The organism is Providencia sp. PROV119 (assembly GCF_028482435.1).
Lineage (GTDB): Bacteria > Pseudomonadota > Gammaproteobacteria > Enterobacterales > Enterobacteriaceae > Providencia > Providencia stuartii.
Window position 1 is genome coordinate 1 of sequence record NZ_JAMPQL010000018.1, and the last position, 15282, is coordinate 15282.

The 15282-nt window shown below is 38.9% G+C and carries 10 protein-coding genes, 3 pseudogenes and 1 CRISPR repeat array; of the genes and pseudogenes, 9 read left to right on the plus strand and 4 right to left on the minus strand.

What is annotated here, in order from left to right:
- The first annotated feature begins 165 nt into the window (after window positions 1–165).
- On the plus strand, window positions 166–297 hold the full coding sequence (locus PSF11_RS14615; protein WP_256719919.1) for a hypothetical protein: 132 nt from the start codon (window positions 166–168) through the stop codon (window positions 295–297).
- A 34-nt stretch (window positions 298–331) separates the two neighbouring features.
- Here the strand turns inward: PSF11_RS14615 and PSF11_RS14620 are convergent, their stop codons facing one another.
- From PSF11_RS14620 to PSF11_RS14630, 3 genes and pseudogenes are all read right to left on the minus strand, one after another.
- The gene (locus PSF11_RS14620; protein ID WP_072502173.1) at window positions 332–712 is read right to left on the minus strand and encodes a DUF805 domain-containing protein; all 381 of its coding nucleotides are present in this window, start codon (window positions 710–712) and stop codon (window positions 332–334) included.
- Between the two features lie 199 nt (window positions 713–911).
- A complete protein-coding gene (locus PSF11_RS14625) occupies window positions 912–1100 on the minus strand; it encodes a DinI-like family protein (protein ID WP_234403019.1) in 189 nt (62 codons plus the stop codon).
- 181 nt (window positions 1101–1281) lie between these two features.
- Window positions 1282–2019: pseudogene (locus tag PSF11_RS14630) on the minus strand (IS110 family transposase); the annotation flags it as partial.
- A 1-nt stretch (window position 2020) separates the two neighbouring features.
- Between PSF11_RS14630 and PSF11_RS14635 the strand changes: the two are divergent.
- The 8 genes and pseudogenes from PSF11_RS14635 to cas6f all read left to right on the plus strand — a co-directional run.
- A pseudogene (locus PSF11_RS14635) lies at window positions 2021–2977 on the plus strand (IS3 family transposase); the annotation flags it as partial.
- A gap of 236 nt (window positions 2978–3213) precedes the next feature.
- On the plus strand, window positions 3214–3615 hold the full coding sequence (locus tag PSF11_RS14640) for a DUF1240 domain-containing protein (protein ID WP_225829580.1): 402 nt from the start codon (window positions 3214–3216) through the stop codon (window positions 3613–3615).
- A 918-nt stretch (window positions 3616–4533) separates the two neighbouring features.
- Complete coding sequence (gene cas1f, locus PSF11_RS14645; RefSeq protein WP_004918636.1) at window positions 4534–5511, plus strand: type I-F CRISPR-associated endonuclease Cas1f; 978 nt, start codon at window positions 4534–4536, stop codon at window positions 5509–5511.
- Window positions 5508–9056: a type I-F CRISPR-associated helicase Cas3f gene (gene cas3f, locus PSF11_RS14650; protein ID WP_272682834.1), complete on the plus strand. Its 3549-nt coding sequence runs from the start codon at window positions 5508–5510 to the stop codon at window positions 9054–9056. Before cas1f ends, cas3f begins: the two co-directional genes overlap by 4 nt.
- Window positions 9057–9206: 150 nt before the next feature.
- Window positions 9207–10478, plus strand: a complete 1272-nt coding sequence (locus tag PSF11_RS14655) for a type I-F CRISPR-associated protein Csy1 (RefSeq protein ID WP_004918641.1) — start codon at window positions 9207–9209, stop codon at window positions 10476–10478.
- Window positions 10475–11422, plus strand: a complete 948-nt coding sequence (gene csy2 / locus PSF11_RS14660; protein ID WP_060561350.1) for a type I-F CRISPR-associated protein Csy2 — start codon at window positions 10475–10477, stop codon at window positions 11420–11422. Before PSF11_RS14655 ends, csy2 begins: the two co-directional genes overlap by 4 nt.
- A 2-nt stretch (window positions 11423–11424) precedes the next feature.
- A complete protein-coding gene (csy3, locus tag PSF11_RS14665; RefSeq protein WP_004918643.1) occupies window positions 11425–12450 on the plus strand; it encodes a type I-F CRISPR-associated protein Csy3 in 1026 nt (341 codons plus the stop codon).
- Between the two features lie 8 nt (window positions 12451–12458).
- A complete protein-coding gene (gene cas6f, locus PSF11_RS14670) occupies window positions 12459–13094 on the plus strand; it encodes a type I-F CRISPR-associated endoribonuclease Cas6/Csy4 (RefSeq protein ID WP_072502177.1) in 636 nt (211 codons plus the stop codon).
- A gap of 140 nt (window positions 13095–13234) precedes the next feature.
- Window positions 13235–13922: a CRISPR direct-repeat array (repeat unit 28 nt; unit sequence GTTCACTGCCGTATAGGCAGCTTAGAAA).
- A 9-nt stretch (window positions 13923–13931) separates the two neighbouring features.
- Here cas6f and PSF11_RS14675 read toward each other — a convergent pair.
- Window positions 13932–14084 (minus strand): annotated as a pseudogene (locus PSF11_RS14675) (type VI secretion system tube protein Hcp); the annotation flags it as partial.
- Window positions 14085–15282 lie beyond the last annotated feature (1198 nt).

Consider the following 15282-nt stretch of genomic DNA (forward strand, 5'->3'; position numbering starts at 1 on the left):
CAATCAGCTCCTAGCTTTAAATCGACATCCTCGTTCACTGCCGTATAGGCAGCTTAGAAATGAACGTTTCCAAAACAAACGCATTAAGCAAATTGATGAAGAAAGTAAGTCAATTTACTACGAAAACTACGAACCTGCGACGTTCCTGATTCACGTTGGATTGATATGCTTGTCGAAATGCCAAGTAATTTAATCTACAATCAGCGACAAGCAGAAGCAGAGCGATTAGCAAAAGAAGCAGCAAAGAGAGATGCTAAGCTTGAAGCTGCATCACAGATAGAGGACAATAAAAATTAATGCGCCATCTTGAGTAGTTGGCGCATGTGTATATTTATTCTTTAGGGTTTGAGCCAAATCGGTTGTTACCTGAGGTTCCATCAAGGCATGTAAACACAAAAATGACAAGACCACCAAAAGGTATAAATGTGAGCAAATACCACCAACCTGACTTATCTATGTCATGTAAGCGCCTAACAGTTACTGCAAGGCTAGGTATTAAAATAGCTACGCAATAAATCATCAGGAGGACTAGAGCTACGATCCCCAAACCATTTATATCTCCAGTATAGTCGTTTGTAGAGGCTAAAACTACAAGATACAAAGGGATAATGATTATGAAATTGATTAAACTAAATATCCAATATTCTTTACGTCTAGCTCTACCATTAAAGTTGGCATAATTATTTTTTATAACTTCCAAATACCAATTCATTAGTTAATCTTTAACTGAAATTTGAGAGTAAAGAGTCAAGAAGTATAGGGATTGAGTAATTATCTGTAAACAATTAGGTTGAATATTTAAGATATTACTTATTAAAATATTCCACTTTGGCTTCTTGGGTTTCAGGAAGCCAATCACCATCATTGAATATCTCTTCCAGCGTTTCTTCAATATACGTTTTCTTCTCATTCTACCCAAGACCATCAATAGATATATTATCTTGAGTACCCCAGTTAATATCGACCCTAAGATCAGAATACTTAGCGCTTAATCTTTTTGTTACTTCATTTTTCAATGCTTCTAATGTGCTGATTGGTAACTGGTTTTTCTTATTTTCGTTAAAGCGGATCTTGATAGTAACCATAAAGTACTTGTCCACTTCCCCTAAAATGAGACAGCTATAATTAGATTTTCTGCCCTAAAAATTGCAGAGGTCATGATGAAAAAAGCTCATTTTACTGAAACTCAAATTATTAATATCTCAAAACTCGCTGGTTCAGGGATGAAAGTGGAAGACATTTGTCGCCACTGGAGTGCTGTCTTGGTACAAGTCCTAACTAGGCAGTGAAATGACGACCATTTTTGAATTCAGTTCCTTTGCCAATCGCAGCAACAACTGCAGTTGCTGTTTTAGGGCCAATACCTTTAACTTTGGCAATCCGCTGACAGGCTTCAGATTGTCGGAAAACAGTATCAATTTTTTTATCAAAAAAGTTTATACGACGACCAAGATCGTTAAAAAGATCATAGAGTTCTGTTATCGTCCTGCGCATTCTGGTACTAAGACCATTTTCTGTGTCCTCCAGAATCAGCGGAATAGCGTGACGAACCCTTGAGACTGCCGTACCGATTGTTATTCCACGGTCAAGCAGTAGTCCTCTGATTTGACAAACTGTCGCAGTACGGTGATTAACAATACGCTGTCTTGCCCGGTGCAAGGCCTGAATATCCTGCTGTTCCGGACTTTTTGGGGGAACGAACTGCATTGTTGGCTGCATCAGAGCAATTGCGATAGCCTGTGCATCATTACCGTCATTTTTGTGCCCGCGGACAAAGGGTTTTACATACTGGGGACTGCTCACTTTTACCTTATGTCCCAGTTTTTCTAACTCACGCTGCCAGTAAAATGCGCCTGTGGAGGCTTCCACACCAATCAGGCAAGCCGGAATATTCGCGACGGTCTGTAGCAATGTTTTACGATCAGGGCGTTTTTTATAAACCGGTTTACCCGACTGATTTAATCCACAAAGTTGAAAAACATTTTTAGCCAAATCAATACCGAGATAGATAACATTCATGACAAAGTATGGCGGCATGGAAACTAATGAAGCTAAACGATTAAAAGAGCTTGAAGAAGAAAGTACAAAACTCAAAAAATGTTTGCAGAAGTCAGCCTTGAAAATCATGCAATGAAGGAACTCTTTACAAAAAAGGGTTGATAGTGGCTGAGAAAAAGTCCTGCGCTCAGTCATTAAAGCGTGCAAGCTGACATCATTGTCACGAGCTACTTTTTATCGTCAGCCGTTAGATTGGCATAAAAAAGACAGTGTGGTGATTGATGCCATACAAGCGATTTTAGTGAAATCACCTCAATCAGGTTTCTGTAAATACCATTTCCGACTGAGCTTTCAAAGCTATCCTTTTAATCATAAACGAGTTTATCGCGTTTATTGTCGATTAGGATTAAATCTAAAACGTCGAATTAAAAAAGTGCTACCAGTACGTGAAAAAAGACCACTAATAATTGAGAAAACACCGAATATTCATTGGGCATTGGATTTTATGCATGATAGTTTATCTTGTGGTAACCGTTTCAGAACACTCAATATTATTGACGAAGGAACGCGTGAATGTTTAGCGATTGAGGTTGATACTTTATTATCGGCTGAGCGCGTCATCAGGGTGCTTGAAGGTTTAAAAGCAGAAAGAGGGTTATCGAAACAGCTCCGAGTCGATAATGGCCCTGAACTGATTTCAGCGACGCTATTGAATTATTGTGCAAATAATCGAATTGAGCTATGTCATATTCAACCCGGTAAGCCACAACAAAATGGCCTTATCGAACGTTTTAATGGCTCATTCCGCCGTGAATTTCTAAATGCATATTTATTTGGGTCATTAAGCCAACTACGTGAAATGGTGTGGTTTTGGCAATAAGATTATAACCAAAATTGAACGCACGAAAGCTTAAATCACCTCCCTCCAGAGGTATATCGTAAACAGTTAGAAAACTCTAAATTGGTGTGTCTTAATTAATGGGGAGTGGACAGTAATCATGGATATGACAAAATTCGCTATCGCTGCTTAAATAACAACGGCAGTGACAGGAGGTATTGTAACAGGTGCATTGATTTCATATGCTTTATATAAACTGGATGATGAATTTGGTATCAGTGAGTCAATTATTAAAGCTTTGAAATCTAAAAGGCCAAATAAACCTGTACCATTAGGGCATCCACAACAAATGTTCACTACTTGGGGGTTACGCAGTCGTGGTTTCTAATCCGGACATAAAGTTGTTAATATCTTCTATTGTATTGTTTTTATTGGCATTATACGGAATTTATGTATCAGCATCTCATTATCTTGATTACTTTTTAATGAAAGATAGAATATTATTTTCGTTTTTAACGGGACTATTCGGCTTTGGAGCACCAATAGTCTTATATTTTTCATATTTTGGATTTATTTTGGCGTTTAAAAAAAAGCCAACAAAAAAAATTATAAAAGCGGCTAACTATTTAGCTGGTATAGTTATAATTGGCGTTTTTGTTAGTTTATTCTTTTCTTTTGAAATCAAATTTAATTTAACATCAAAAGGTTATACTGAGTGTTATAAAAACTCTATATTTGCACCAACAGAGTATGTGATATCAAAAGATATGTGTAAGTAATATATATATCTTTTGATGTATTCGCTATTAAATGGCGTCGTGATATCGACTCATATTTCATTTGAATTCGTTGATATGGCATATAGAGTCATTATCTTTTATTGAATCCGGAAATATGTCTGAGATATCAACCAATGATACTCCTGTAAGTTTTACCCCATAATGCTTTCAAGCTAGCCATTCTGACTTGTTCGATAAAATATGAAGTTAGCCTCTAAAACTTCAGTTCACCCTATAAAACATCCAAATATACGTTGAAAGTTTAGAACGGTTTTGCGGGATTCTGAGTACGCTTTTAACATCATGCAAACTAACAGGTAAAACGATGCGAAATCGCTAAAAGGCACAAACTTGTTTTGTGGCAAGAAACGATTTGACCAACCGAGTCAAACGAGGGCGGTAGGCTTTTGTTTTTCTCCTGATGAGCGTTCAGCCGAAGAAAATAGCCAGAGGGCGGAGCCTTATGTTATTTATTTTCTTCCAGAAAATGAGCGGCATTGATATTGAAAGTATTATAGTTGTAGGTTCGTAATACTATGATTCTATCCGTTATACATGAATCGGATAAAATAATAGATAGAACGAACGTCAGCTCACCTTTTCCTCAAGCGGTTTTAGCATCGAAACATCACCTAACAACCGTTGATTTTTACCCGTAAAAAAGATGATTGGACTGACATTTGCATTATCAATACTTCGGCTTAACTGAATCCCCATCGCCTGATAGTCATCATCGTTCGTACAATGATATAACGCTAAAACAAGCAATAAGTTATTTTTGATAAAACGCTTTGCGATCAGCTTCCCAAAATCACCATGTACTCTTTACAAACAATGAATAGCTATAGACAACACTTAAGTTAAACTGTATTTAAATAGTCATATGATTTAACCAAGTCAATGGAAGGCTAATTCAACATGGATGACTTTTCTCCCGCTGATTTAAAAACTATCCTTCATTCCAAGCGCGCTAATATGTACTATTTAGAGCATTGCCGCGTTATGCAAAAAGATGGTCGAGTTCTCTACTTCACCGAAGCGAAAAATGAAAACCTCTATTTCAATATTCCCATTGCGAATACAACAGTTTTGCTATTAGGCACTGGCACCTCTATTACTCAAGCTGCGATGAGAATGCTTTCACAGGCTGGGGTACTGGTTGGTTTTTGTGGTGGCGGTGGCACACCTTTATATATGTCAACGGAAGTAGAATGGTTAACACCACAAAGTGAATATCGGCCAACCGAATATTTGCAAGGTTGGATGCGTTTTTGGTTCGATGATAAAAAGCGTTTAGCTGCCGCTAAAACGTTACAACGATCTCGCATCAGCTATTTACAGAAGACTTGGCAAAGCTCCCGAGAATTGCAGAATGAAGGGTTTATTTATAATGATACGTTGATCCAAAATGCCTTAGAAACCTTTCATACACGAACTGAGGCGGCGGATGACCCTCAGACGCTATTACTCACAGAAGCCCAATTAACGAAGGCACTTTATAAATATGCAGCAAATAACACGGGGCAAAAAAATTTCACACGTCAACATCAAGCCATGGATAAAGCGAATGCCTTTTTAAACCACGGTAATTATTTGGCATATGGTTTGGCAGCGAGTTGCTTATGGGTACTCGGGATCCCTCACGGTTTTGCGGTTATGCATGGCAAAACCCGACGCGGCGCGCTGGTATTTGATGTCGCAGATTTAATTAAAGATGCCATCGTTCTCCCTTGGTCCTTTATTTGCGCTAAAGAGGGAGCCTCAGAGCAAGAGTTCCGCCAGCAAATCTTACAATCTTTCATCGATAATCACGCCTTAGACTTTCTTTTTGATACCGTTAAAACGATTGCGTTACAAACCGGCTCAGAGCAACAAATTCAGGAGCCTAAATTATGATGGTCACTTTTGTTTCGCAATGTGAAAAACATGCACTAAAAAGAACACGACGTGTATTGGATGCATTTGCTAACCGTATTGGTGATAACACATGGCAAACCCTCATCACTGAAGACGGCTTACAAACAGTCAAAAAAATGCTGAGGCAAAGCGCCAGTCGCAATACTGCTGTAAGCTGTCATTGGATACGCTCTCGATCACGCTCTCAACTCTTATGGGTCGTCGGGAATCGCAATAAATTTAATTCACAGGGGCATGTTCCGGTGAACCGTACTGAAAAATCATTTTTAGGCAGCGAGTTTGAAAATGATTGGAAATATCTCTCTTTAATTGCCGCTGTTGCTAGGTTAGCAGCCTTATTCCATGACTGGGGGAAAGCATCCCGCTTATTTCAGGATAAGCTGAATCCAGCCGTTAAAATGCCTTTTAAAGGTGACCCTGTTCGGCATGAGTGGGTGTCCTCAATATTGTTTAGTTCATTGGTTAAAATCCATTCAGCGGAAGGGAGTGAGGAAAAATGGCTTGATGCGCTCATTCACCAAGAATGGGATGAATCACAGCTACAGCAATGCGTAAACGATAATTGTTTAGCATCAAATCCACTCGCTGAATTACCCGATGCGGCAGCGTTGTTGACTTGGCTAATTTTAACTCACCATAAGTTACCTTTCTTAGATGAGCAAGAGCTTTGTAATTGGCAGGACAAAGCCATTAATTTGCATACTCAATTATTGGCTAAGATAAAACAAAGTTGGGGCTATAGAAACGGGAATGACGATGCTCAATTTCAACAACGCATCAAGATGTGTTTTGAATTCCCTAATGGCTTATTGAGTAACTCCAAAGCGTGGGTCCAAGCGGTTCAACAAGCGGCAACTGATTTAAAAAATCAACTCCCTTTGTTCCAACAAGCAATGGCAGATGGGAGTTGGCGAGTTATCGCTCACTATGCTCGCCTTTGCTTAATGCTAGGAGATCATAATTACTCATCTCAAGGGAATGACCCACAATGGCACAGTGATATTGCACTTTATGCCAACACACACAAAATCCGCAATATTAACAATATTCCGCAAGTTACATTTAAACAGAAACTTGATGAACATCTCGTCAAGGTCGCTGAAACTGCTCGAGATATTTCAGAAACATTACCTTATTTTGAAAGTGAACCGCCGTTTGCTAGTGATGTTCCAAAGCTTGCATATGATAAAAACAGCACAGGGAAATTTAGTTGGCAAGAAGATGCGGTTAATTCAATTTATCAATACCGCAAAGAGCGTAATGATGACATTAAAGGTTATTTTATTGTCAATATGGCGAGTACTGGCTGCGGTAAAACGCGGGCTAATGCCAAAATCATGCAAGCATTATCTGAAGATAAGCAGAGTCTACGTTATATTTTAGCGTTAGGGTTACGCACATTAACGTTACAAACAGGGGATGAGTATAAAGATCAAAACAAGATTGGGCTAGGCGAAAGGGATCTTGCGGTTTTAATTGGCTCTAAAGCGGTGGCTCAACTGCATCAGAATGCAAAAGAGAATGAAAATGCATCAGAAGCCTCGAATGATACCTCTTCACACCAGACTAATAGCGAATCAAATGATTTGAAGCCTCACCAAACTGGCTCTGAATCACAAGAAATGTTATTTGATGAAAATGAAGAAATGCTCAGATGGGATGAGAATAAATGGTCAGGTATTCTGCCAGAAGAAGTATTATCCACCGTACTGACAAGGGAGAAAGATAGGGCTTTACTCTATGCTCCTGTATTAGCTTGTACTATCGACCATATTATAGGGGCTACTGAAACCATTCGTGGCGGCCGTTATATTCTGCCTTGTTTACGTTTAATGTCTTCAGATCTTGTGATTGATGAGGTCGATGACTTTATTGAGGCTGACTCGGCAGCCATCGCGCGTCTGATCCATATGGTTGGGTTACTTGGGCGTAAAGTGATGATCTCTTCCGCTACAATAACCCCAGATACTGCTTTGGCTTACTTTCATGCTTATCAATCTGGGTGGCATGTTCATGCAAAAAGCCGTCAACAGTCTTTAGAGATTGGTTGTATGTGGATTGATGAGGGGGAATATGACCCCGTAAAAGAGAAATGTAAATCTTCAACGCTAGCTGCTACGCTTGTGGCTAATGATGAAAATACCCCTTACTTTTATCAGCAGTACCATGGCAAGTTTATTGATAAAAGAGCCAAGGTGTTAGGGCAGCAACCTGCACGCCGTAAGGCATTAATAGTTCCTACACCAAAGGATAATACGCAAGAGAGTCAGCAATGTTATTTTAATCACATCCTCAATGCTGTATTAACCCAACATCATTACCATGCTTTTCTTGATAAACGCACGGGTATCCAAGTTTCATTTGGCGTAATCCGTGTTGCCAATATTTTACCTTGTATTGATCTAACGCGTTTCTTACTTGAGTGCGAGTGCCCAGATGAGGTTGAGATCCGCACTATGGCTTACCATAGCCAGCAAGTTCTATTGCTACGGCATGAACAGGAACAACATTTAGATAGTGTTTTAAAACGTAAGGAAAAATCAGGAGAGGAACCTGATGCGCTAAATGATGCGATCATTCGCCAACATCTCGCACAAGTCAGTGCAGAGGGGAAAGCTAAGCATCTGATATTTATTCTAGTTGCTACACCAGTAGAAGAAGTAGGGCGCGATCATGATTTTGATTGGGCGGTGGTAGAGCCTTCATCCTGGCGTTCTATTATTCAAATCGCTGGGCGTGTTCGTCGTCATCGAGAAGGGGAAGTGGCACAACCTAATATGGCGTTATTGCAATACAACTTAAAAGGGTTTGAAGAAGGCAATGATAATCCATTTTCTCGACCCGGCTATGAAAATAGATATATTAATTTAGGGTTATCGACTCATGATCTTTACGAACTGGTTGATGAACAACAATTGAACAAATCAGTTGATGCGATCCCTCGAATACAAAAGCAAGCAAATTATGAAAGTAAAAAACACACTAATTTGGCCTGTTTAGAGCATGCAGCGATAAAGTATACATTTAAAATTGAGCATATTTTCCCGCCTAAACGGGCAGAAAATTCAGCAACATCATCAAGAAGAACCACTCGACGTTCAAATCATCAAACAATACCCAGTAATGCAGCATCTCATATTTGGGGTTATACCCATGGTAATTGGTGGATGACAGCAATATCTCAACAGATAGCATCTTTTCGTAGCGGCGCCCCTTCTTTTCGATTGGTGTTGGAAATCTTACCAAGAGGGGAAATGCAATTTAGTGAATATCATCGCGAAAATGGTTGGGTTAATGTGGGGGCTCAGAATGGAATTCATTTCATAGAGTTCCCTGAGTCAATGAAAAAGAGGCTTTGGTTAGTTCGGGATTATGCGAAATCTCTCGAATCCCAGACAGAGGAAGCAGAGCAAATCACTTCACTTTCACGGTTTTATGGCGAGATAACGTTTTTAAAATGTTTAAATGTACATGATGGATATCGTTATGATGACCAGATGGGGGTATACCCAATAAAAAGGTAGTTTGCATCACTTAGCAAAAAAGGAGTATTTCTACTTATTTTTGAACGTGATGTTTATCAGATGGGGAAATAGGATATAGCTTGAGATAAGTGGGGAGCTATCTGTGTATAAGCTAGATTAATAGATAAGTTAAGTCACAAGGGCCAAAATATGTTAGATCCAGCAATAGAAGCCTTTTTTGCTGAGCGCAAAGAAGGCTGGCTTAAAAAGAATCTAAAAGCTTCTATGAGTGAAGCAGAAGTGCATCAAATAGAGCAACAGTGTGAAGATACTTTTGCTTTATCGCAATGGTTACCGAATGCGGCAAAACGAGCAGGGCAAATATCGCTTTCGACTCACCCGTGTACCTTTAGCCATCCTAGCGCACGTAAAAATAAAAATGGCTATGTTAGTGCAATTATCGCTAATGCAAAGCAAGCGAATGATGGCTTTTTACGCTCAAGCAATGTTGCTGTAGAGCCTGATGCATTAGGTAATGCAGCGGCATTAGATGTCTATAAATTTCTTACATTACAGATGCAAGATGGGGCAACGTTATTAGCGCATATTGAAGCGGAAACGCAACTTGCAAAAACGTTATTAACTCTGAATAACGAGTCTTATCAAGAGATAAGAAATGGTTTTTTGGCAATGAGCGCAACGGATGATTCGGTGGTGACGAGTTCAAAAATCAAACAAGTCTATTTTCCGGTGTGGCTTGATGACGAAGACTATCACTTATTGTCTATTTTAACCCCTTCAGGATTGTTGTTTGAAATGCGCCGCCGCATTGATGATATTCGTTTTTCTGAACAGACTAAGACATTACGTGATCTAAAACGTAAAGGGGAATATAGCGAGGTAGGTTTTAAAGAGATTTATGGGCTCACAACCATTGGTTTTGGTGGCACTAAACCACAAAATATTTCAGTTTTAAATAATCAAAATGCAGGGAAAGCCCATTTATTGCTTTCTTTGCCCCCAGTGTTGAATATTCGAGAAACACGTTTACCAAAAACGAATTTTTTTACTGATGCGATAAATCCATGGCACACCAAGGAAACATTTCAAGCTTTCCATGGATTAATTAACTTACCGAAAGATAAACGAGGTAACCGCTTTATTGAATACCGAGATAACCGAATTCAAGAATATGTGGATTATATTATCGTCATGATGTGGAAAGTTCGCCGTGCTTTGGAACAGGAAAATATCACATTACCAAATAAGATTTCCAACTATCAAAAAACATGGTTATTTCCAGATAATCAAGAACAACGAGATAATACGGATGACTGGCTCGAAATATTAATTCCAGAAATTGCTCGTCAATTTATTGCAGGCTATAAGGTAGTTAATGGCAAAAAAGCATTATTTTTAGGTAACGATGAATTTAATGCCATTGTTGATGTTGTTGCGAGATATAAGGAATTATTGAGATGAACAATTCAATGAATCTAATAAAGCTCTCACATCTGAAAGTACATAATGCTAATGCACTATCAAGTCCATTCACTATCGGTTTTCCTGCCATGACAGCATGGCTAGGGTTTATGCATGCGCTAGAGCTTAAATTAAGAAAGATAGGCTTTTTAGAATTACAACTCGAGTCAATCGCGGTTATCAGCCACGAATGTAATTTACAAACGTATAAAGGTCCTAGTGATTTTGTAAGTTCAATCGTCGGTACGGGTAACCCACTCGATAAAGAGGGTAACCGTTCAGCGTTTATTGAAGAAGCCCGGTGTCATTTAGACGTTTCATTACTGATTGAATTTTCAGATAGAAATGATGAGTACGGTAATGTGTTAACGGATAAATCAATCGTTGACTGGATTTATGAGCTAATCCCAATGATGAAACTGGCTGGTGGCGATATTTTGTCTGTGGATCTGCCTCAGATGCATTATTTGCCTGCCAATGATGATATGGGGAAATATAGACGTAGCTTATTCAATAGTTTAATGCCCGGCTACGCTTTGATTGAGCGTAGAGACTTAATGGTATCTGCAATGGAAGATGGTCAAGATGCCATGGATGCGCTTTTAGACTATGTGACTGTCCATAATCAATGCGTTGAAGTAGACAGTCAAAATGAATCAAAAAATAAACACTATGAGTGGAAAGTTCAGCGTAAAACAGCGGGCTGGATTGTACCAATAGCGACAGGTTACCAAGGTATTTCCCCATTAGGTCAGGCTAAAAATCAACGAGACCCAAACGTTCCCCATCGGTTTGCGGAAAGTCTTGTGACGCTTGGTCAATTTGTCATGGTCAATAAGATAGGCCATCCCAATGAAATATTATGGAAATACAGTAATAACTTAGAAAATAGTCTCTATTTATGCCAACAAGTTGAATCAAAATATTTTACGAGCGGAGAGTAACAATGGCGAAGAATAATGATGTAGCATCAGTACTGGCATTTGAAAAAAAATTAGTTCCTTCAGATGGTTATTTTTATGGTACGAGTTGGGATCATAAATCACAATGTACACCGCTCGTGCTACAAGAAAAGTCAGTCCGAGGTACCATTTCAAATCGTTTAAAAGGTCCAGTTAAAAACGACCCATTAAAATTGAACGCTGAAGTAGAAAAAGCCAACTTACAAACAGTTGATGCTTGTGCATTAGGCACTCAACAAGATACGTTAAAGCATCAATTTACACTCAAAATTTTGGGGGGTGTAGAGACGCCATCTGCTTGTAATAATGCCTCTTTTAAAGAAAGTTATACTAAAGCGGCAAAAGAATATATTGCTAGGGAAGGTTTCCGTGAGCTTGGTCGCCGTTATGCGCATAATATTGCTAATGCACGCTTCTTATGGCGCAACCGCGTGGGCGCTGAAAAAATTGAAGTTGAAGTGAAAGTATTAAATAAAGGGCAAGAGCAGCAATGGACATTTGATGCGACACAATACAGCATTCGTAGTTTTGAAAAGCAAGATGATAAAGTGAATGAGTTAGGCGCTAAAATTGCTGCTGCACTGGCAAACAGTGAAGGGGCACTACTTCTTGAAATTACCACCTATGCCCAACTCGGGCAGTCTCAGGAAGTTTATCCTAGTGAAGAGTTGGTATTGGATAAAGGTAAAGGTGATAAAAGTAAGATCCTTTATCATGTGAACGGTCACGCGGCGATGCATTCACAAAAAATAGGCAATGCTCTACGCTCTATCGATACTTGGTATCCTGATTATAACGATGAAGTTAATAGTGCGGGGGCAATTGCTATTGAACCTTATGGAGCCGTGACTAACCTTGGTCGTGCATATCGAACTCCTAGCGATAAACAGGACTTTTATACGCATTTTGATAAATGGGCTCGTGGTGAAAAATTGGCACGACTCGAAGATGAACACTATGTTATGGCGGTCTTGGTGCGTGGTGGTGTCTTTGGGGAAAGTGACAAATAAGGTGAACTATGGACTATTATCAGGAGATCACATTACTGCCTGATTCGACGATACCGTTGGACTTTTTATGGCAAAAGGTCTATCAGCAAATACATATTGCGTTGGTAGAAAATAAGTCTGAGGCCGGTGATAGCGAAGTTGCGGTTGCATTTCCTGAATATGGAAGTGTTGGCTTCCGGTTAGGAAAAAAATTGCGTTTGCTCGCAAAGACTGAAAAAACGCTGACTCAGTTAAATATCAGTCACTGGCTAATGAGACTAGCGGATTATGTGCATATTAAGTCGATTCAAGCGGTGCCAGAGCATGCCACGCCAATTAGTTATGTGCGTCAACATGTAAAAGGTGCAAAGCGTCTTGAACTGGATAGGTATAAGAAAGCTCAACTGTATTCAGTAAAATCAGGGCAGCCTATTGAGGTCTGTTTAAGAGCAATAAAAGAGCCTCAAACGCGTAGTCGTTTACCTTTTATTTGGATGGAAAGTCAGCAAACAAAGTCTAAAACAGAAGGCGATGGGCATCGTCCATTTCCACTCTTTATTCGGTGTGTTGCTGCGAAGGAAGCAAAGGCAGGCACGTTTAATTGTTATGGATTAAGTCAGTCTATGGGGAAAGGCGAAGAGGTTGCCACCGTTCCGCATTTTTGACCTTTTTTACCCTTGTTTTTTTGCTCTTTAAAAATTAAACATAAAAACAATAAGTTGCAGCAGACTGTAAAAAAGAAGGTATTTTGATAAAAATAGCTTTAACTGTTTGTTGTGACTTATTTTTTATTTGATACGCTATAGTTCACTGCCGTATAGGCAGCTTAGAAATTTGCCTAAAGCTGGTTCGTAGGTCTCTTAATGTTCACTGCCGTATAGGCAGCTTAGAAAAGTAACCATGCGGCTTGAGAAGAAATGAAAAAGTTCACTGCCGTATAGGCAGCTTAGAAATCCTTTTCTGCTAACTTGAATCGATAACAGCCGTTCACTGCCGCATAGGCAGCTTAGAAACGTTACCGAACTACATAATGGATATTAGATATGTTCACTGCCGCATAGGCAGCTTAGAAATGATTCAGGGGTGATTATTGTTGTTCTGTTGTGTTCACTGCCGCATAGGCAGCTTAGAAAGATTGCAACTAGAAGTCTTGCACAGCGTTGTAGTTCACTGCCGTATAGGCAGCTTAGAAAGAGTGGTTATGACGGGATTGAGCTGGAGTATGGTTCACTGCCGCATAGGCAGCTTAGAAAACTGATCCAAATCCAGTTACCAATAATTTCATGTTCACTGCCGCATAGGCAGCTTAGAAATGCAATAATGATATTACCCACACCGGTATGTGGTTCACTGCCGCATAGGCAGCTTAGAAATCTTGTGTGGGGTGATTTTTACGTTTTGCCAGGTTCACTGCCGTATAGGCAGCTTAGAAAATATTGCCAAAGAAGCGAGCGGCGGCAACACCGTTCACTGCCGTATAGGCAGCTTAGAAAAATGAAACATCAACTTGATTTTATATATTTTTCAAGGTGACCATTTTGGCTTGTTCTATAAAATACAAAGGTAGCTTCTAATTCTTTATTTTCGTCCAAAGTCACCGATAATAAAGGCGAGGATTTATTAATCGACTTTGTAAATACAACTGGTTTATATGAGGTACTTTGCTCACGAAAAGAACCATATTAGTTAGCCCCAATCACTTAGACTTCATCTTTATGACCAATTTGATAACGATTATCAATTGAGTTCTGAGATAAGCATCCTACTGAAATAAAACAAATATTTCCTCAGTGCGAGTTTGAAGTTGAGTTAAGGCTTCAAGTATATCATCATGATTGAGTATGCGTTTAGGCTTCTTTTCCGTCCGTTAGATGGCCCATTATCCGGAGGAACACCTTGAGAACGCGTATTACCATTTATCCTGAACCAATTTTATCAATTCTAATGTGCGGCCTAAGCGTTTATTATCAACAATAGCCCCTTGGTCAACCTCGGACAGCCGCTCATAAATAGGATAGGGCAAAATTCCACCTTTTAAGCAGAGCTCTTTTTTCGAATTAACTCGAAACACCTCAATATTGCCATTAGCGTTTTTCGGCTCTATCTCTGAATCACGCCGTAGTATCGAAAGATTACAACGTGTACCTGATAAGAGCATCAATCAATGGACTAGGGATATTTTATGTACCGTCAAAAGAAGCCCAACCTAATCAGGCTTAGCTAAGTTAATGGGCTAAAAATCCATCATCGATAACTGACCTCGGAGACAAGGAGACGCTGTCGCTTCACTTTTTTTGATTACAAGTCAGTAGGCTACCTATATTGTTGTATAGGTGGTTTGAAAATTAAATATATCCTAAATATAGATTAACAAATTATGATAATTCTCTGATGAGTTTTTTTTAAATAAAGATTTTACTTTTTTGTTTTTAATACTAAATTAGAGAATAGACTGAGATAGCCATAAATATACATTTTGATGCTTAGGTTGAATTATTGGGGAATAACATAGTTACTGACATAGGTCAGCTTAGAAATCGGTAATTTTACTGTTATTTATATATGTTCACTGCTATATGAGCAGCTTTTAGAATAACCATTATTAGATTTTTATTGTCTTAATAGTATTTAAGACTAGTTAAAATTCAATTATGATTTTTATCTCTGTGTGTTGTTTTTTGTGAATAATACCTCGGTAATTTTACTGTTACTATTTTCCCTTGTCTGGTGCAGTGTATAAAACGAGGGATAATTATGATGATTGAAATTTTTATAATATTTTATTTAAAAGAGATGTTATTGCGGATAATGTTATCATTCTTTTGAAAATGTATTTTTTGATAACTCAATAAA

Excerpts from the sequence above, each read along its gene's own strand:
- PSF11_RS14615 (WP_256719919.1), top strand. The coding sequence starts at position 166 with ATGCTTGTCGAAATGCCAAGTAATTTAATCTACAATCAGCGACAAGCA.
- PSF11_RS14620 (WP_072502173.1), bottom strand. The coding sequence starts at position 712 with ATGAATTGGTATTTGGAAGTTATAAAAAATAATTATGCCAACTTTAAT.
- cas1f (WP_004918636.1), top strand. The coding sequence starts at position 4,534 with ATGGATGACTTTTCTCCCGCTGATTTAAAAACTATCCTTCATTCCAAG.
- cas3f (WP_272682834.1), top strand. The coding sequence starts at position 5,508 with ATGATGGTCACTTTTGTTTCGCAATGTGAAAAACATGCACTAAAAAGA.
- PSF11_RS14655 (WP_004918641.1), top strand. The coding sequence starts at position 9,207 with ATGTTAGATCCAGCAATAGAAGCCTTTTTTGCTGAGCGCAAAGAAGGC.
- csy2 (WP_060561350.1), top strand. The coding sequence starts at position 10,475 with ATGAACAATTCAATGAATCTAATAAAGCTCTCACATCTGAAAGTACAT.
- csy3 (WP_004918643.1), top strand. The coding sequence starts at position 11,425 with ATGGCGAAGAATAATGATGTAGCATCAGTACTGGCATTTGAAAAAAAA.
- cas6f (WP_072502177.1), top strand. The coding sequence starts at position 12,459 with ATGGACTATTATCAGGAGATCACATTACTGCCTGATTCGACGATACCG.